Annotated in this window: 18 protein-coding genes; 5 read left to right on the forward strand and 13 right to left on the reverse strand. The window is 62.4% G+C overall.

The genetic code is table 11. From position 1 onward, the window contains the following. Positions 1-5 precede the first annotated feature (5 nt). From KVQ74_RS21200 to KVQ74_RS21220, 5 genes are all read right to left on the reverse strand, one after another. Positions 6-1,361, reverse strand: coding sequence for an ATP-binding protein (locus KVQ74_RS21200; protein WP_217833142.1), 1,356 nt, complete (start codon positions 1,359-1,361; stop codon positions 6-8). Next, positions 1,337-2,002, reverse strand: coding sequence for a response regulator (locus KVQ74_RS21205; protein WP_217833144.1), 666 nt, complete (start codon positions 2,000-2,002; stop codon positions 1,337-1,339). The genes KVQ74_RS21200 and KVQ74_RS21205 overlap by 25 nt, the downstream gene beginning before the upstream one ends. Positions 2,003-2,098: 96 nt before the next feature. Beyond that, entirely contained in the window at positions 2,099-2,530 is a 432-nt protein-coding gene (locus KVQ74_RS21210) for a hypothetical protein (protein ID WP_217833146.1), read from the reverse strand. Positions 2,531-2,557: 27 nt separating this feature from the next. Beyond that, positions 2,558-3,322 carry a COG4705 family protein gene (locus tag KVQ74_RS21215; RefSeq protein WP_217833149.1) on the reverse strand — a complete coding sequence of 255 codons (765 nt, stop codon included), beginning with the start codon at positions 3,320-3,322 and terminating at the stop codon, positions 2,558-2,560. Between the two features lie 96 nt (positions 3,323-3,418). Continuing rightward, entirely contained in the window at positions 3,419-4,024 is a 606-nt protein-coding gene (locus KVQ74_RS21220) for a LuxR C-terminal-related transcriptional regulator (protein ID WP_217833152.1), read from the reverse strand. A gap of 114 nt (positions 4,025-4,138) precedes the next feature. Between KVQ74_RS21220 and KVQ74_RS21225 the strand changes: the two genes are divergently transcribed. Next, on the forward strand, positions 4,139-5,764 hold the full coding sequence (locus tag KVQ74_RS21225; protein WP_217833155.1) for an ATP-binding response regulator: 1,626 nt from the start codon (positions 4,139-4,141) through the stop codon (positions 5,762-5,764). Between the two features lies 1 nt (position 5,765). On the opposite strand, the gene yecR is transcribed toward KVQ74_RS21225, so the two are convergent. From yecR to KVQ74_RS21250, 5 genes are all read right to left on the reverse strand, one after another. Beyond that, complete coding sequence (gene yecR, locus KVQ74_RS21230; RefSeq protein ID WP_217833158.1) at positions 5,766-6,074, reverse strand: YecR family lipoprotein; 309 nt, start codon at positions 6,072-6,074, stop codon at positions 5,766-5,768. A gap of 58 nt (positions 6,075-6,132) precedes the next feature. Next, positions 6,133-6,444: a hypothetical protein gene (locus tag KVQ74_RS21235; protein ID WP_217833160.1), complete on the reverse strand. Its 312-nt coding sequence runs from the start codon at positions 6,442-6,444 to the stop codon at positions 6,133-6,135. Between the two features lie 193 nt (positions 6,445-6,637). After that, positions 6,638-7,519 (reverse strand): hypothetical protein, encoded by an 882-nt coding sequence (locus tag KVQ74_RS21240; protein ID WP_217833162.1) that lies wholly within the window; start codon positions 7,517-7,519, stop codon positions 6,638-6,640. 544 nt (positions 7,520-8,063) lie between these two features. Next, positions 8,064-9,242 carry a cystathionine gamma-synthase gene (locus KVQ74_RS21245; protein ID WP_217833164.1) on the reverse strand — a complete coding sequence of 393 codons (1,179 nt, stop codon included), beginning with the start codon at positions 9,240-9,242 and terminating at the stop codon, positions 8,064-8,066. Continuing rightward, the gene (locus tag KVQ74_RS21250) at positions 9,239-10,615 is read right to left on the reverse strand and encodes a pyridoxal-phosphate dependent enzyme (RefSeq protein ID WP_217833167.1); all 1,377 of its coding nucleotides are present in this window, start codon (positions 10,613-10,615) and stop codon (positions 9,239-9,241) included. The genes KVQ74_RS21245 and KVQ74_RS21250 overlap by 4 nt, the downstream gene beginning before the upstream one ends. 240 nt (positions 10,616-10,855) lie before the next feature. Between KVQ74_RS21250 and metE the strand changes: the two genes are divergently transcribed. From metE to KVQ74_RS21270, 4 genes are all read left to right on the forward strand, one after another. Further along, positions 10,856-13,144 carry a 5-methyltetrahydropteroyltriglutamate--homocysteine S-methyltransferase gene (gene metE / locus KVQ74_RS21255; RefSeq protein WP_217833169.1) on the forward strand — a complete coding sequence of 763 codons (2,289 nt, stop codon included), beginning with the start codon at positions 10,856-10,858 and terminating at the stop codon, positions 13,142-13,144. A 317-nt stretch (positions 13,145-13,461) separates the two neighbouring features. After that, a complete protein-coding gene (locus KVQ74_RS21260; protein WP_217833171.1) occupies positions 13,462-13,674 on the forward strand; it encodes a CbtB domain-containing protein in 213 nt (70 codons plus the stop codon). Positions 13,675-13,689: 15 nt separating this feature from the next. Next, complete coding sequence (locus KVQ74_RS21265) at positions 13,690-14,418, forward strand: CbtA family protein (protein WP_217833173.1); 729 nt, start codon at positions 13,690-13,692, stop codon at positions 14,416-14,418. A gap of 59 nt (positions 14,419-14,477) precedes the next feature. After that, on the forward strand, positions 14,478-14,984 hold the full coding sequence (locus KVQ74_RS21270; RefSeq protein WP_217833176.1) for a GNAT family N-acetyltransferase: 507 nt from the start codon (positions 14,478-14,480) through the stop codon (positions 14,982-14,984). On the opposite strand, the gene KVQ74_RS21275 is transcribed toward KVQ74_RS21270, so the two are convergent. From KVQ74_RS21275 to KVQ74_RS21285, 3 genes are read right to left on the reverse strand one after another with little or no spacing between them, the layout of a single operon-like run. Further along, on the reverse strand, positions 14,979-15,740 hold the full coding sequence (locus KVQ74_RS21275; RefSeq protein ID WP_217833178.1) for an ABC transporter ATP-binding protein: 762 nt from the start codon (positions 15,738-15,740) through the stop codon (positions 14,979-14,981). The genes KVQ74_RS21270 and KVQ74_RS21275 overlap by 6 nt on opposite strands. After that, positions 15,737-16,753, reverse strand: coding sequence for a FecCD family ABC transporter permease (locus KVQ74_RS21280; protein WP_217833180.1), 1,017 nt, complete (start codon positions 16,751-16,753; stop codon positions 15,737-15,739). Before KVQ74_RS21280 ends, KVQ74_RS21275 begins: the two co-directional genes overlap by 4 nt. Then, positions 16,750-17,763 carry an ABC transporter substrate-binding protein gene (locus tag KVQ74_RS21285; RefSeq protein WP_217833182.1) on the reverse strand — a complete coding sequence of 338 codons (1,014 nt, stop codon included), beginning with the start codon at positions 17,761-17,763 and terminating at the stop codon, positions 16,750-16,752. Before KVQ74_RS21285 ends, KVQ74_RS21280 begins: the two co-directional genes overlap by 4 nt. Between the last annotated feature and the right edge of the window lie 48 nt (positions 17,764-17,811).

Consider the following 17,811-nt stretch of genomic DNA (forward strand, 5'->3'; position numbering starts at 1 on the left):
AAATCTCACCCTGCTGTCGTTGGGAACACCACCGAAACCCGCAAGCCGCGCTTGCGGGTTTCGTCGGTAAAACCGAGCAGAACCTGCGCGCCGGCACGTTCGGCGATAGCCTTGACGATGGACAGGCCAAGGCCGGAACCCGTTTCTTCGCTCAGTTCACTTCGATAAAACGGCTCGAAAACCCGCGATTGTTCGGCCTCGTCAATACCGGGCCCTGAATCGCTGACTTGCAACGTCACTGAACCACACCGTTGCCCGATCGACAGATCGACTGTTCCACCCGGTGGCGTGTAGCGAATGGCGTTGTCCACCAGGTTCTTGATCAAGGTGAACAGATCCATCTCGCTGATGACGACCTGTGTGTCTGTAGCACCTTCCACGCCCAGATCGATCTGTTTGCGCTCAGCCAGTGGCAGCAAGTCCTCCAGCACCTGCCGATAAACACTGTGTACGGAAATAGCGCCTGGAAGCCGGACCGCACCCGCCTGTGCACACGCGAGTGTCAGCAATTGATCAATCAGTTTTCGGCTGCGTTCTATGCCCAGCGTCAGCGGTCGCAACCGCTCGCGGGCCACTGGCGGCAGGTCCGCAGCGCCGAGGCGCTCGGCCTGTAACGACAGCGCCGTCAGCGGTGAACGCAACTCATGGGCCGCGTCAGCGACGAAGCGGCGCTGGCTGTCCATCGATTGTGCGACCCGTTCCAGCAAGCGATTGATGGCGACGACGAAGGGCTGGATCTCATTCGGCAACGGTCGCTCATCAATCGGGTGCAGGGCCTGTTCGTCACGCTGGTTGATCTCGCTGGCGAGGCGCGAGATCGGCTGGAAGATCTTGCGTACCAGATCGCCGACCACCAGCAACAGCACCGGAAACAGAATCAGAAACGGCAGCAGACTACGCCAGGCACTTTCACGGGCTTCCTGATTGCGGACATCGGCCTCTTGGGCCACCACGAACCGCTCGCCCCGTGCGGTAGTCCTGACCAGTACCCGGAAGTCCTCGCCAGTGACGTTCACGGTCGCCAGACCATCGGCCAGTGTCGCGGGGAAGGGCAGTGGAATCAGGGCATCGTCGTTGCCGACGGCTTTGCTGCTGTCGGCCAGGTATTGAACGATGACTCGGGACTCCTCGTCATCACCTTGAATCGGGTCGATGGTGGGGTAACGCAGGGTCATGTGCTGGCGTTCGAACAGCATGGCGACCTGGCGCAGGGTCTCGTCCTGCATTTCGTGGGCTTCGTCGATGGCGGCAACGAATGCGAATGCTCCAGCCGCGACGGCCACCAGAAAAATCGCCAGAGACAGCGTGGCGGAGAGTCGAAACTGAACCGAGGCTCTCAGGCGCCTTTTGAAACCATCCATCCCATACCCCTGACGTTCTTGATCACATGGTTGCCGAGTTTGCGCCGCAGTGAGTGGATCAGGAACTCGACCGCGTTGCTTTCCACTTCATTGCCCCAGCCGTACAGGCGATCTTCCAGTTCGCTGCGCGAGAGAATCGCCCCCGGCCGGATCAGCAGCGCCTGCAACAGAGCAAATTCGCGACTCGACAGTTGCACGTCAGTCGCTTCGGCAGTGCAGGCCTGCTTCGACAGCAGATCCAGCGAGACAATGCCGTTATCCAGCCGCGACTGAGCGTTGCCGCCCTTGCGCCGCAACACCGCACGAATACGCGCCAGCAACTCGGCAATTTCGAAGGGTTTGAGCAGGTAGTCGTCCGCGCCACCGTCAAGACCGCGCAGGCGGTCATCAAGGTTGTCGCGGGCGGTGATGATCAGCAGCGGCACCGGGTTGTTGCCCGCGCGTATGCTGTCGAGTACATCGAGGCCGTCCTTGCCGGGCAGACCGAGGTCCAGCAACACCAGATCATAGGGTTGCGTTTGCAGCGCCGACAGCGCGGTCAGGCCGTTTTTCACCCAGTCGCTGGCATAGCTCGCATCGCTGAGCGCGCCCTGGATCGCCTCACCAATCATCGGGTCGTCTTCGACCAGCAATATCCGCATGTTCCACTCCGCAAAAAAAGGCGCGGCGGTCGTGACCGTCGCGCCTGTATTCAAGCACCTGTGCCGGTGTTTGTCCGCCCGTTCACTCGCTCCGGGTCATGGCTGGACCCGCATGGCATCGAAAGCTGCCATCAGCTCGCCCATGGCCGCCTGACAGTCGCTTTGCTTCGGCGTACTGCTGCGCAGCGCGTCGAGCGAACGGTCGATCGCCTTGTCCAGCACATGCCAGTCACTGGCGGCGCGGGGTTTGATCCCGGCTTCGGCGGAGTCCCAGGCGCTTTCCAGATCCTTGATCCGGGTCTTGGCGGCAGGCAGATCGTTTTTGGCAACGAGCGCGCTGACATCGGCGGCGATGGTGCGGAACGCCGACAGGTCGCCGAGTTTCGAGCCGGATGGTGCCGCAACGCTGGCTGATGGCGTTCCGGCATTGGGTTTGTCGGCGGGTTTCGAGCAGCCGGTGGCGATGCTCAGCAAGGCAATCGCGGAGACGATCGCAACGTGACGAACCATGTTTTGCAGTGTGCGCATGAGAATTTCCTGGTGGCTGTTGAACAGTTATTGAGTGATGGTTTTGCGGTTGCCGGTGTTGATCTGCGCGGCCCCCACCAGCAGCACGATGACGCTGAGAAAAATCGCGCTGGTCCACGCTGCGCCCATGCCGAGGCCGCCATAGGTCTTGGCCTGGGTGAGCAAGTCGCCGAGGGAGGCGCCGAACGGGCGGGTCAGGATGTAGGCGATCCAGAAGCCCGGCACCACATTGGCGCCCAGATGCCAGGCGATCAGCGTAGCGGCGATCAATAGGCCGAAGATCATGACGCCGAGGGTGAAACCCAGGCCGAGGGCTTCGGTGGCCAGGTCACCTGCCGCCGTGCCCAGTGCGAAGGTGCAGAGTACGGTCGTCCAGTAGAACCATTCGCGCCGGGGCGTGACGATTTCGCGGATCGACAGGTTGCGCTCGACCCGGTACCAGACGAAGAAATTGATGGCCAGCAGCACGCTGAACAGCACCGTGCTGGTGTAGAGGCTGACATCGAGCATGTCGGTCATGATGTCAGTGATCTGTGTGCCAACGATGCTCACCAGCACCACGCTCAGCCAGTAGATCCACGGCGTATAGGCTTTGGTGCGCAACTGGCAGAACAGCGCGACAGCCAACAGCAGTGCCATGCCGATGCTGGTCCAGCCAGCGCCAAAACCGGCATCGACCGCCAGAAAGTCCGCACCCGTTTCACCCACGGTGGTAGAAAGAATCTTGATCACCCAGAAGGACAGCGTCACCTCGGGTACTTTGTTGAACCAGTCGGCCTTGATGGCGTTCATCGGCGGGTTGCCTCTCCTGAGCAGCGCTGAAGTGCGCAGGAAGAGACGATAGGGAACAAGACTTAGCTGAGACTGAGGATGCTCAAAAAAGCGCCGTCAGAGCGTGCCGGAATACTTCACCGCCGCCGCAGCCCGCGACGGCACGTTCAACGTGCGCAGCAGCGACGACACATGAATGCGCACGGTGAACGGCGAAATATCGAGTTCGCGGGCGATTTCCTTGTTGGTCTTGCCTTGGGCGATCAGGCGCAGGACGTCCTGCTGACGCGGGGTCAGGGCCGCGCCGGTTTCCAGTGGCAACAGGCCTGACGGCGCGAACTTCACCAGCACTTCGCCTTCGCGGATCGCCAGGATCGCCTGACCGATGTCGTCCGGGGCAATGTTCTTGCCGATGAAGCCGTCGATGCCGGCCGCCATGACCTCGCCGATCAACGCCTCGTCATCGACCATCGACACCACGATCAGGGTTGTACGCGGCAAGCGCCGACGCAGCTCGGCGAGCTGACTGACGCACGTCAGGCCGGGGAAACGCAGGTCCAGAATCAGCGAGTCCGGCTCGATCCCGCGAGGCAGCAGGGCCAGTACGCTGTCGAGATCGCCCGCTTCATCGATGGATGCCTCAGGCAGCAGGCGCTGGACGGTGCGCCGCATCGCCTCGCGAAACAGCGGATGATCGTCGGCTATGATGATCCGACATGCCATGGCCGAGTCCTCCCTGGATCAGGTATTTATCAAGGCATGCACCTTAGCACCGGTCGAAGGCATTGCCTGTTGGTTCGTGCTGAATATGACGAGTGCCGCACAAGGACGTTCCCCATGAAGTTCGAGAAAAACACCGAACTCGACCAGGCCAATCTGCGCATCATCCTCGCCAGCGTTGCCGTGGTTTACATCGGCGCACTGGGCTTTTTGCCCGGGCAGCGCTTCGAAACCTATCTGCCGGTGATCACTTATATCTGTGTATTTCTGCTGGCGTCGATCGCCCTGCGCCAGGCGATCGTGCGCTGGCCGGGGCATTATCCGGCGCGGCGGATCTTCGGCATGGTGCATGACTACACCGGCACCTCGTTCGGCCTGGTGGTCGGTGGCGAGGCCGCGCTGCCGCTGTACGCGGTGATGGTCTGGGTCAATCTCGGTAATGGCATGCGCTACGGCTCGCGCTATCTGGCGATTGCCACGGGGCTGGCGCTGCTGGCGCTGGTGATCGTCTATCGCCTGACGCCGGTGTGGCAGGCGCAGCCGTTCATGGTGCTGATGCTGCTGATTACCAGCACGGTGATTCCGGTGTATGCGCACCTGCTGCTGGAGCGCACGCGCAAGGCGTCGGAGGAGGCGGTGGCGGCCAATCTGGAGAAGTCGCGATTCCTCGCCCAGGCCAGTCATGACTTGCGCCAGCCGATCCATTCTATCGGCCTGTTCACGGCCTGTCTGCGCGAGTCGCGGCTGGGTGAGGAGGAGCGGCGGCTGGTGGACAATATCGACCGTTCGCTGCTCAACGTGTCGCAACTGTTCCGTTCGATTCTGGATCTGTACACCCTGGACAACGGGCGGATTCTGCCCAAGTTGCAGACCCTGGAATTGGGCGAGTGGCTGGCGGACCTGATTCGTCAGAACGCTGAAGCCGCGCGCTGGAGCGGCGTGGAGTTGCGGCTGCGACCCTGCAGGCATTGGGTGCGAACCGACCCGGCCTTGCTGGCGACAATGGTGCAGAACGTGCTCTCCAACTGCTTCAAGTACGGTGCGCAGCGGCCCGTGCTAGTGGGGGTACGCAAGCGCGGAGCGGGGGTGGCGATCGTGATTCATGACCAGGGCAACGGGATTGCCGAGGCGCATCTGCCCAAGGTGTTCGAGGAGTTTTATCGGGTTCGCCAGTTGCGCGACAAGGACGTCGAAGGCGTGGGCCTGGGCTTGTCGATCGTCAAGCGCCTCGGGCAGATGATGGGGGTGGAGGTCAGCCTTCGTTCACGGCTCGGGCGCGGTACGACGGTCAGCCTGCATGGCTTGCCCCTGGTTGCGTCGCCGCCACAGTCGGTCAAGCGCGATGAGCCGCGTCAGGCGGGCATGCTGACAGGGCTGAAAGTGTGTCTGGTGGAGGATGATCGCAACGTGTTGCTGGCAACCTCGGCGCTACTTGAGCGCTGGGGCTGCGAGGTGCAGGCCGAGTTGACGGGGCGGGATCTGCTCACCGACTGCGACATCATTGTCGCCGACTACGATCTGGGACCGCATTCCACGGGCATTGAATGCATCGACGAAGTCCGCAGGCAGCGGGGCTGGGCGGTGCCGGCGATGATTATCACCGGGCATGACATCGAGAAAATACAGGCGGCCTTGCACGACCGCCAAATTGCCATCCTGTCCAAACCGGTACGCCCGGCCGAGCTGCGCGCGACCTTGCGTGCCCTACGCGACCGGCCACTGGAGCCGGTCGGGCAGGTTTGATTCAACGCCGGCACTCATAGTCCTGAGTGATGGTGGTTTGCAGGCAGTTGTACTGGCCCATGGTGCGGCAGATGTTTTTCTCGGAACCGGTGATTTCGGCGCTCTTGTAACCCCAGGTCTTGCAGCGATTCTCGGCGGTGGCCAGGCCCTGTGCCGCCGAGGTCTGCCCGCTTTCGAACTGGCCCAGCTCGTAGGACACCTGCACGATGCCGTCGGTCTTGCTGCCGCCGGTGGCTTCCCATTGTTTCGGCGTGGCGCAGCCAGTCAGCGCGATGGCGGCGAGGGCGAGGGTGGCGATAAGTGTTTTCATGATCAGACGGAGTCCATTGACGGGTAAGCAAAATGAGTTCGTGTGGCGTCACGCCGGATCACTGAACCGGAATGGGCGAGGCGCCTTTGGGCAGACAGGACAGCGGCGGCGTCATGATGCCCATGCTGGCGACCGCGATGATCGCGCCGCTGGGCAGCTCGCAGTTGTATTCGCCGGCAGGGGTATAGGCGGTGTAATAGGTGAGGGTGCTGTCGCTGCGGATGTTGTCGATTTTGCTGACCGGTTTGCCGATGACGGTCTGGGCGCGTTCTTTCATGCTGGCTTCGGTGGGTTTGGCGGTCTGGCAACCGGTGACGCCGATGAGCAAGGCGCCGATGACCGTGAGTGTGCTGAGGCTTTGCAGTTTCATGGTGTTTCTTCCTTGGTGTTGTTCTTTTTCCAGACGCAACGATCCCGCGCATTGCACAGCGGCAATGTTGGGAAACGTCGGGGGTTGCGAAGGAATATAGCGCCGCGTGGCGGGGTGGTCGATTAGCACAAATGTGCTAGTGCGAGGCAAAACGGGCGGCTATTGAAGCCGCCCGTCGGTTGGCAGGGATCGGTTATTGAGGGCTGTTGAACTGGTCTGAATAGCTGCCGGTCATGAGCGCGGAGGCGACCTGGTCGGAGCCAACACCGACGCGGGAGTAGGCGAGGCGACTGGCGCCGACCTTGTCCGTGCCGTCAGAGGCAACGGCCCCGGCGCCGACATGATCCGCACCGTCGGAGGCCACAGTGCCAGTGCCGACGTGATCCGCACCGTCGGAGGCGACGGCTCCAGCACCGACGTGATCCGCACCGTCGGAGGCGACGGCTCCAGCGCCGACATGATCCGAACCATCAGAGGCCACGGCACCAGCGCCGACATGATCCGAACCATCAGAGGCCACGGCACCAGCGCCGACCTTGTCCGAACCGTCGGAGGCAACGGCTCCAGCACCGACGTGATCCGCACCGTCAGAGGCGACAGCACCAGCGCCAACGTGATCTGCACCGTCAGAGGCGACGGCCCCGGCGCCGACGTGGTCCGAACCGTCGGAGGCGACGGCTCCAGCACCGACGTGATCCGCACCGTCAGAGGCGACAGCACCAGCGCCAACGTGATCTGCACCGTCAGAGGCGACGGCCCCGGCGCCGACATGATCCGCACCGTCGGAGGCGACGGCTCCAGCACCGACGTGATCTGCACCGTCAGAGGCCACAGCACCAGCGCCGACCTTGTCCGAACCGTCAGAGGCCACAGCCCCAGCCTTCACATGGTCCGCGCCATCAGAGGCAACGGCCCCGGCGCCAACATGATCCGAACCATCAGAAGCCACAGCCCCGGCCTTCACATGATCCGCACCGTCAGACGCCAATGCCTGCGCCTGAGCTGCCCATACACCGGGCGTCACCACCGTTGCAGCGACTGCCAGTACAACACCAGACCAGAGCTTGTGTCTCATGTTCTTCTCCACGCCCCATCAGCCACACAGCGCCGAGCGCTGGCCGTCGGTTTCGACGGCGTGGCTCGTTGGCCCGGGGTTAACCAGATTGGCGATTGGCACGGGCGCACCGCGAAAGCGCACGGGTGTCGACGTACTGCGTGAAACCGGCGAACGAAACCAGAAGTATAGATCGCCGTTCGGGCGGCACCGGTGCCGGGAGGCCGCAGGCGATAGTCGGTTAACTTCCTTGCAGGTGGGGGCTAGAAGAAAATCGGTCTAAAAATGGCGGGGCGCATTCGGGGGTGTTTGCTAGGCTCAAGGATGTAGGCGAAGACGCAGACTGATGCGCAAGCGGATAGCGAGGAAGCGTTGGGCGCGTTCCGAAGGGTACACGGTTAGAAAGATCCCCGCGCTGGGATCCAGCCCTTACGCCGTGTGAAGCAGCAGAGCACATTGCCTGTACTGTGGGAGTCCTGATAAACCTCGTAAGCCAGAGACCAGCACTGGCCGCCTACTCGAACTTCAAAGCCCGCCCTGTGCGGGCTTTGTCGTTTGTGGCCGGTTAAATCCGTGCCAGCGCCTGGGCCAGGTCGGCACGCAGATCTTCAAGATCTTCCACGCCTACCGACAGACGCACCAGGCTATCGCCGATGCCGAGTTTCGCCCGGGTGTCGGCCGGGATCGTGGCGTGGGTCATGATCGCCGGATGCTCGATCAGGCTTTCGACGCCGCCGAGGCTTTCGGCGAGGGCGAAAATCTCCACGTTCTCCAGAAAGCGCCGCGAGCCGGACAGATCGGTGTTCAGGTCCACGGAAATCATCCCGCCGAAACCGCGCATCTGCCGTTTCGCCAACTCATGCTGCGGGTGCGACGGCAGGCCGGGGTAGTAGACACGGGACACCTGCGGCTGCTGTTCCAGCCAGCGCGCCAGTTCCAGCGCGTTGCTGCAATGCCGCTCCATGCGCAGCGCCAGGGTTTTCACCCCGCGCAAGGTGAGAAATGCGTCGAACGGCCCGGCAATCGCGCCCACGGCGTTTTGCAGGAAGCCCAGGCGCTCGGCCAGCTCAGCGTTCTGCCCGACCACCGCGATACCGCCGATCACGTCGGAGTGGCCGTTCAGGTACTTGGTGGTCGAGTGCAGCACGATGTCGAACCCCAGCTCCAGCGGGCGCTGGATCCATGGGCTGGCGAAGGTGTTGTCGGCCACGCAGATGATGCCGCGAGCACGGCAGATGCGAGCGATGGCCGCGAGGTCGCTGAGGCTCAGCAGCGGGTTGGTCGGGGTCTCGACCATCACCATGCGCGTGTCGTCCTGCAGCGAGGCTTCGAACGCCGACAGGTCCGCCAGATCGACATAGCTGAAACGGTGCCCGGCGCTGCGCTGGCGGACCTTGTCGAACAGACGGAACGTGCCGCCATACAAGTCATTGCCGGAGACGATGTGCGAGCCGGCATCGAGCAACTCGAGCACCGCCGAAATCGTCGCCAGCCCCGAAGCAAACGCGAATCCGCGAGTGCCGCCCTCGAGATCCGCCACGCAACGCTCCAGGGCAAAACGCGTCGGGTTGTGCGAGCGACCGTAGTCGAAACCCTTGTGGACGCCGGGGCTGTCCTGAAGATAAGTGGAGTTGGCGTAGATCGGCGGCATCAGCGCCCCGGTCGTCGGGTCAGGGGTCTGTCCGGCGTGGATCACCCGCGTGGCGAAACCCTGGGGCCGGGCGTTCTTGTCGTGCTGACTCATGCAAGGGATCTCCGTAGTTGATTGAGCATGTCGGTGCGGGTGATCAGACCATGGAAGCCTGCCGCGTCGGCGATGATCGCGACCAGGCCGCGACTGAGCACCGATTCCAGGTCCGCCAGCGAGGCGCCGGGGGCGAGGGTTTGCAGTTTGTCGGACATGGCACTGGCAACCGGTTGGCTGAAGCGCGAGGCGTCCTCATGCACACCGAGCAGAATGTCCGATTCGTCGATCACGCCGACCAGTCGTTTGCCTTCCACCAGTACCGGCAGTTGCGAGATGTCGGCCAGGCGCATGCGCTGGAATGCGGTGAGCAAGGTGTCGTCGGGGCCGACGGAAATCACGCGGCCATCCTCGAAGCGCCGGGCGATCAGGTCACGCAAGTCACCGTAGCCCTTGCGCTGCAGCAGGCCCTGGTCGGTCATCCATTGGTCGTTGTAGACCTTCGACAGGTAGCGCGTGCCGGTGTCGCAGACGAAGCTGACCACACGTTTCGGCTCGGTCTGTTCGCGGCAATAGCGCAGCGCGGCGGCGAGCAGGGTGCCGGTGGACGAACCACCGAGAATGCCTTCGGCTTTCAGCAATTGACGGGCGTGGTCGAAGCTTTCCTCATCGCTGATCGAGTAGGCGTGGCGCACGCTGGAGAGGTCGGTGATCGACGGAATGAAGTCCTCGCCGATGCCTTCAACGGCCCAGGAACCGGGTTTCGACAGGGTGCCGCTGCGGCTGTATTCGGCCATCACCGAGCCGATCGGGTCGGCGAGCACCATTTCCAGATTCGGTTGCACGCGCTGGAAGAACCGGGTCAGCCCGGTCAGGGTGCCGGCCGAGCCGACGCCGACCACGATGGCGTCCAGATCATGTTCGGTCTGCGCCCAGATTTCCGGCGCGGTGCTGCATTCGTGGGCCAGCGGGTTGGCCGGGTTGTTGAACTGGTCGGCGAAGAAGGCGTCGGGAATGTCTTTGGCCAGTCGTGCCGCCACGTCCTGGTAGTACTCGGGGTGGCCCTTGCCGACGTCGGAGCGGGTGATATGCACTTCGGCGCCCATGGCCTTCAAGTGCAGGACTTTCTCGGTGGACATTTTGTCCGGCACCACCAGCACCACGCGGTAGCCCTTGGCGCGCCCGACCAGCGCCAGTCCGAGGCCGGTGTTGCCAGCGGTGGCCTCGACAATGGTGCCGCCCGGTTTGAGGCGGCCGTCGCGTTCGGCGGCGTCGATCATCGCCAGGCCGATGCGGTCCTTGATCGAACCGCCGGGGTTTTGTGATTCAAGCTTGAGGAACAGGGTGCATGGACCGGTATCGAACCGCGTGACGCGTACCAGCGGCGTATTACCGATCTGCCCAAGCACAGCAGGGCGGGATTGCTTCGACATTTCGTTTTCCTTCGGTGAGTCATGGCGCTTCATGCGCACGGGATTAGCACGCAAGCAACATAAGCCCGGATGTCCTCCCTCGCAACTTTTTGACACAGGGGTCAAGGGTGACAGGGGCGGATCGATGCAGAACGATGTACATGAGTAAAACTTGAGATCAACGAGATTAAATTGAGTTTGTCTCATTCATGACCGAAATCGACAATGGCCGCCATCGACAAGACATTGGAGTTGTTTGTTATGGCACTGGCCCATTCCCTTGGATTTCCGCGCATCGGTCGCGACCGCGAACTGAAGAAAGCGCAAGAGGCGTTCTGGAAAGGAGAACTGAACGAAGCGGGTCTGCGCGACGTCGGCCGCGAGCTGCGCAAGGCGCATTGGGCGCTGCAAAAAGAGGCGGGTATCGAGCTGCTGCCGGTGGGGGATTTTGCCTGGTACGACCAGGTGCTGACCCACTCGCTGATGTTCGGCGTGATCCCCGAGCGCTTCCGTGCGCACGATGGCAAAGCCACTCTGCAAACCCTGTTCGGCATGGCGCGTGGCGTCAGTGACAGCTGCTGCGGCGGTGCCCATGCCCAGGAAATGACCAAGTGGTTCGACACCAACTATCACTATCTGGTCCCGGAGTTCAGCGCCGACCAGCAGTTCCAGTTGGGCTGGGATCAACTGTTCGAAGAAGTCGAAGAGGCCCGTGCGCTGGGTCACAACGTCAAGCCTGTGATCATCGGTCCGCTGACTTACCTGTGGCTGGGCAAGGCCAAGGGCGCGGAATTCGACAAGCTGGAATTGCTCGACCGCCTGCTGCCGCTGTACGGCCAGATCTTTGCGCGTCTTGCGGCGCAAGGCGTGGAGTGGGTGCAGATCGACGAGCCGATTCTGGTGCTCGACCTGCCGCAGGAATGGAAAAACGCTTTTGAGCGCGCCTACAACCAGATTCAGCGTGATCCGCTGAAAAAACTGCTCGCCACGTACTTCGGTGGTCTGGAAGAAAACCTCGGCCTGGCGGCGAATCTGCCGGTCGACGGTCTGCACATCGATTTGGTACGTGCGCCGGATCAGTACCCGACCATTCTTGATCGCCTGCCGGCGTACAAGGTGTTGTCCCTGGGTGTGGTCAACGGGCGTAACGTCTGGCGTTGCGATCTGGAAAACGCCCTCGCCACGTTGCGACACGCTCATGAGCGTCTGGGCGATCGCCTGTGGGTCGCGCCGTCCTGCTCGCTGCTGCACAGCCCGGTGGATCTGGGCCGCGAAGACAAACTCGACGCGGAGCTGAAGAGCTGGCTGGCCTTCGCCGTGCAGAAGTGCGAAGAGGTCGCCGTACTGGCCCAGGCGGTGAACGAGCCTGAAGCGCCGAAAGTGCTGCAAGCGCTGACCCAAAGCCGCGCCGTTCAGGCCAGCCGTGCCGCGTCGCCGCGTATCCACAAACCCGCCGTTCAAGCGCGCGTCGCGGCGATCACCGCCAAGGACAGCCAGCGTCAGTCGCTGTTTGCCCAGCGTATCGCCAAGCAGCGCGCCGGCCTCGATCTGCCGCTGTTCCCGACCACCACCATCGGTTCGTTCCCGCAGACCGCGTCGATCCGTCTGGCGCGCCAGTCGTTCAAGCAAGGCAAGCTGACTGCCGCCGAATACACCGAAGCGATGCACAGCGAAATTCGTCATGCGGTGGAAATTCAGGAGCGCCTGGGCCTCGACGTGCTGGTTCACGGTGAAGCCGAGCGCAACGACATGGTCGAATACTTCGCCGAGCAACTGGACGGCTACGTGTTCACCCGTTTCGGCTGGGTGCAGAGCTACGGTTCGCGCTGCGTGAAACCGGCGGTGATCTTCGGCGACCTGAGCCGCCCGAAAGCCATGACCGTCGAATGGATCCGCTACGCCCAGGGCCTCACCGGCAAGGTAATGAAGGGCATGCTGACCGGTCCGGTGACCATGCTGATGTGGTCGTTCCCCCGTGAAGACGTGAGCCGCGAGGTGCAGGCGCGCCAACTGGCGCTGGCGATTCGCGACGAAGTGGTGGACCTGGAAGCCGCCGGGATCAAAATCGTGCAGATCGACGAAGCCGCGTTCCGTGAGGGCCTGCCGTTGCGTCAGGCGCAGTGGCAGCATTACCTGGACTGGGCGACTGAAGTGTTCCGCCTGTGCGCCTCCGGCGTGCGTGACGAAACCCAGATCCACACCCACATGTGCTACAGCGAGTTCAACGACGTGATCGAGTCCATCGCGGCGATGGATGCCGACGTGATCACCATCGAAACCTCGCGTTCGGACATGGAGCTGCTCGATGCTTTCGAAGCCTTCGCCTACCCGAACGAGATCGGCCCGGGCGTCTACGACATCCACTCGCCACGGGTTCCGGATTCTTCGGAAATGGCCAACCTGCTACGCAAGGCTGCCAAACGCATCCCGGCCGAACGCCTGTGGGTCAACCCGGACTGCGGACTGAAAACCCGCGGCTGGCCGGAAACCGAAGCGGCGCTGGTGCACATGGTCAACGCGGCGCGTCAGTTGCGTAAAGAACTGGCCTGAGACGCGGTTGCCTGACCCGACCGGAGCACTTCACGGTGCTCCGGTTTTTTTGCGCCTCTATTTTGCGGGCGGCCCCGCCTCCACAAGAGGCTCTACATGAAATTGATTCCCGGACCCTGTTTTTATTGGGGCCAACGCGTAAACTTCGGCGAGTTGTATCATTTTGTTACAGGAAATGTTGCAGCTCATTCCGAACGGGCAACCGGTGCAAATCCGGTGCGGTCGCGCCACTGTAAACGGCTGATGTCAGCCGTGAGCCAGACCCTGTTCTCCTTATCCCAAATCCGTACCGGGACGCGTCTTCCCTGGAGGTTCACATGGCTTATAGCGCTGCTTCGCAGACTGATGTTTCCCTGCCTACCATTCCGTTGGGCGAAATTCTTCCCTGGGCCATATTTGGCGGCCTGTTGCTGATGCTGGCGATTTATTTCGTCGGTGCAGAGCAGGGCGCCACTGCGCTGGTCAAGGGCATGTATGTCCACGAGTTCGTGCACGACGGCCGCCACTTGCTTGGCTTCCCCTGCCACTGACTCAAGGATTACGACATGACGGGTAAATTATTGGTTCGCGGCATGCTGGTGGGGTTGCTCGCCGGAATTCTTGCCTTCGGTTTCGCCAAGGTTTTCGGCGAACCACAGATTGATCGGGCGATTGCCTTCGAAGAGCAAATGGCGCAAATGCACGGCGATGCGCCGGAAGAAGAACTGGTCAGCCGCGAAGTGCAAAGCAGCCTCGGCCTGTTCACCGGCGTGGTGGTGTACAGCATTTCGCTTGGCGGGATCTTTGCGCTGGTGTTCGCATACGCCCTCGGTCGGGTCGGCAATATCGGTCCGCGTGGTCTGGCGGCGCTGCTGGCGCTGGCGGCGTTCGTCACGCTGATTCTGGTGCCGGGCCTGAAATATCCTGCCAACCCGCCATCGGTGGGTGATCCGGACACCATCGCGCAACGCACCAGGCTGTTCTTCCTGATGTTGCTGGTATCGGTGATTGCGGCGGTGATTGCGATCAATGCGGCGTGCAAATTGATGACTGCCAGGGGCATCTGGAGCGGCTCGATCATCGCGGTGGCGCTGTACGTTGTCATCATGGCGATTGCCGGGTTCCTGTTTCCAGCCATCAACGAAGTCCCGGAAACCTTCTCGGCCGTGCTGCTGTGGAAATTCCGCGTGGCGTCGCTGGGTATTCAGTTGGTACTGTGGACGACCGTTGGCCTGGTGTTCGGCTGGGCCGCCGAGCGAGTGCTTGATCTGCCTCGCTATTCGACCCGCGCCTGAGGTGAAGGCAGTGCCCTTCACCGGGCACTGATTGCAACTCTGGCAGGCATTCGCAATACATGAGTGAACAACCGATTATCCAGGCAGTGTCTGGCGCCGACATTCCTGAAATCCTCGACTTTGTGCTCGAGGCGCGCGCCGGGCTTTTCCCCAAGCTCAGCGCGTCCGGGGTGCCTGACGACCTGGCGCGTTTTGCAGAGGTCTATCTGCAAGGCGAGGGGCGCTTTCTGATCGCCCGCCATGCGGGGCGGATCGTGGCCTCGATCGGCTATCTCGGCTATGACCGACGTTTTCCGAATCTTGCCTATCCGGGGCTCAAAGTGGTCGAGGTCGTGCGCCTGTTCGTCGTGCCGACGCTGCGCCGCTCGGGATTGGCCGGGGCCCTTTACCGTTCATTGAAAGCCATGGCGCTGGCGGACGGCGTTGAGATGATCTATCTGCACACCCATCCCTTTCTGCCGGGAGCCATCGACTTCTGGTTGCGGCAGGGGTTCGAGATCATTGCGGTCGACGCCGATCCCGTGTGGCAGACGACGCATATGCACAACCGTCCGATCGCTTCATGAATGAAACCGCAGGACCTGTGCGCCGTCGAACGGATCCGTCAGGTAATGCGCCCTGACCCCGAAGGTGTCTTGCAGGCGCTGGGGCGTCAGCACGTCGAGCGGCTTGCCCAGATCCACCAGTCGTCCGCGCTCCAGAATCGCCAGGCGATCACACTTGAGCGCCTGATTCAGGTCGTGCAATGCGATCAGCGTGGTGACCGGCAGCGCCTGCACCACCTTCAGAATCGCCAGTTGATGCTGGATATCGAGGTGGTTGGCCGGTTCGTCCAGCACCAGGATCTGCGGGCGCTGGGCCAATGCCCGGGCGATGTGTACGCGCTGGCGTTCACCCCCCGACAGACTGCGCCAGATACGGCTGCGCAGGTGGACGGCATCGACGTCGGACAGCGCCTGCTGAACGATTTCATCATCGCTGCGTGACCACGGCTCAAGCGCCGACAGCCAGGGCGTACGTCCCAGGGCAACGGCGTCGAACACGCGAATGCCGTCATCGGTGTCCGCCTGTTGTTCGACCACCGCGAGTTTCTGCGCAATCGTCCGCCGGGTCATTTGCCCCAGGCGCCGACCTTCGAGCAGAACCTCGCCGGCACTCGGTTCACGCAGGCCTGCGAGCAATTTGAGCAGGGTGGATTTCCCTGCACCATTGGGGCCGACGATACCGAGTGTTTCACCCTGAAGGACCTCCAGTGCGACACCGCTGAGCAGTTCGGCGCCGCGTACCCTGAATGTCAGGTTTGAGCAGCTCAATACACTCATCGGGCGTTTCTCCGGCTGATCAGGATCAAGGCGAAAACCGGTGCGCCGACCAGCGCGGTAATCACCCCGACCGGTATCACCTGGCCCTTGATCAACGTGCGTGACAGCACATCGGCAGCGATCAGAAACAAGGCGCCGCCCAGGGCGCTGGCAGGTAGCAGGCGTGCGTGGCCGGTGCCCAGCAGCAGACGTGCGGCGTGAGGAATCACCAGGCCGACAAAACCGATCGAGCCGACAATCGAGACCATCACCGCCGTTACCAGCGCCGCGCAGCCGATCAGCAGTATCTGCACCTGGCGCACCGGTATGCCGAGGGACGCCGCCGAATCCGCACCAAAGGTAAACGCATCCAGCGCCCGTCGATGCCACAGGCACACAATTAATCCAGCCAGGGCCACCGGCACCGCCAGCCACACCGAAGGCCAGCGCACGCCGCCGAGATTGCCCAGCAGCCAGAACATGATCCCGCGCGCCTGCTCGGAGCTCGCCGAGCGGGTAATCAGAAACGCCGTCAGCGCGTTGAATAGCTGCGAGCCGGCGATCCCCGCCAGAATGATTTGCCCGGTGCCGCTGGCGGAGCCGCTGACGCGCGCCAACAGGATCACCAGCACGAAGGCTGTCACGGCGCCGACGAAGGCCCCGGCCGACAGCGACAGCACTCCGGCACCGACGCCCAGCAACGCCACCATCACCGCGCCCGTCGAGGCCCCGGCGGAAATGCCCAGCAGATAGGGATCGGCCAACGGGTTGCGCAGCAGTGATTGCAGAATCACTCCGCAGGTCGCCAGGCCTGCACCACAGGCGGCCGCCACCAGGGCACGAGTCAGGCGATAGTTCCAGACGATGCCTTCATCGATGGGGTCGAGCACATGGCCGGCCGCCCACAGTTTGTTGGCCAGCACCTGCAACACCACACCCGGTTCGATTGGCGTTTCACCGATGGCAACACCGGCGATCACGGCGGCCACCAGGATCGCCCCGACCAGCGACAGACGGACCAGGCTCCTGATCATTTCGACAGGTCGTAGCCGTCAATGGCCGAGGCCAGTTGTTCCACGCCGTCGAACATCCGCAGGCTGGCCTGCATCGCCATGGCATCGAGAATGATGATGCGGTTGTGTTTCACCGCCTCCATGTTACGAGTCACCGGGTCGCTGCGCAGGAACGCCAGTTTTTTCTCGTAGTCGTCAGCCGGGAAGCGACGGCGGTCCATGCGCGCGATCACCAGAAAGGTAGGATTGGCCTTGGCGATGGTTTCCCAACCGACCGTCGGCCATTCTTCATCGGATTGCACCACGTTGCGCACGCCGAGGGTACTGAGCATGAAATCAGGAACGCCTTTGTGGCCGGCCACGAAGGGTTCGATGTCCATTTGGGCGCTGGAGAACCAGACCAGTGCGCTGGCATCCTTCAAGTCTTTGTTGCGCGCGGTGGCGATCGATTTGGCGAGGCTGGCCTTGAGCTCGGCATTGAGCTGTTCGCCACGGTCACGCACATCGAAGATTTCTGCCAGTTGGCTGACACTCTTGTAAATGCTGTCGATGCGAAACGGCTCAAGGCGTGTGCCGTCGGCGCCGACCAGATTGTCTTTGGCTTCGCAGTCGGAAGGCAGCAGATAGGTAGGGATTTTCAGCTCATGAAACTGCTCGCGGGTGCCGACCGCCCCTTGCGGGCCGACCATCCATTCCAGCTCCACGGCGACCAACTCCGGACGCTTACCGATAACCGCCTCGAAACTCGGTTCGTTGTCGGCCAGGCGCGCGACCTTGTCGTTCTGCACCTTGTACGTGTCCAGCACGTTGTTGAACCACAGCGAGGTGCCGACCATTTTGTCGCCCAGGCCCATGGCGTAGAGCATTTCCGTGCCGGCCTGGCCGATGGTGACCGTGCGCGTTGGTGCGTGCGCAAAGGTGAGGGTGCTGCCACAGTTTTCGATCGTCAGGGGATAGTGAGTCGGTGTCGCCTGGGCAAAAGCGCTGAGGGTCAGGCCGGCGATGAGGGTGGCAACGTGGGGCAGCAGCATGATGCAGTCTCCAGGGGAACCGTACGCGGAGCGGGAGGGTACGGCTTG

The organism is Pseudomonas botevensis (assembly GCF_019145475.1).
Classification (GTDB): Bacteria; Pseudomonadota; Gammaproteobacteria; order Pseudomonadales; family Pseudomonadaceae; genus Aquipseudomonas; species Aquipseudomonas botevensis.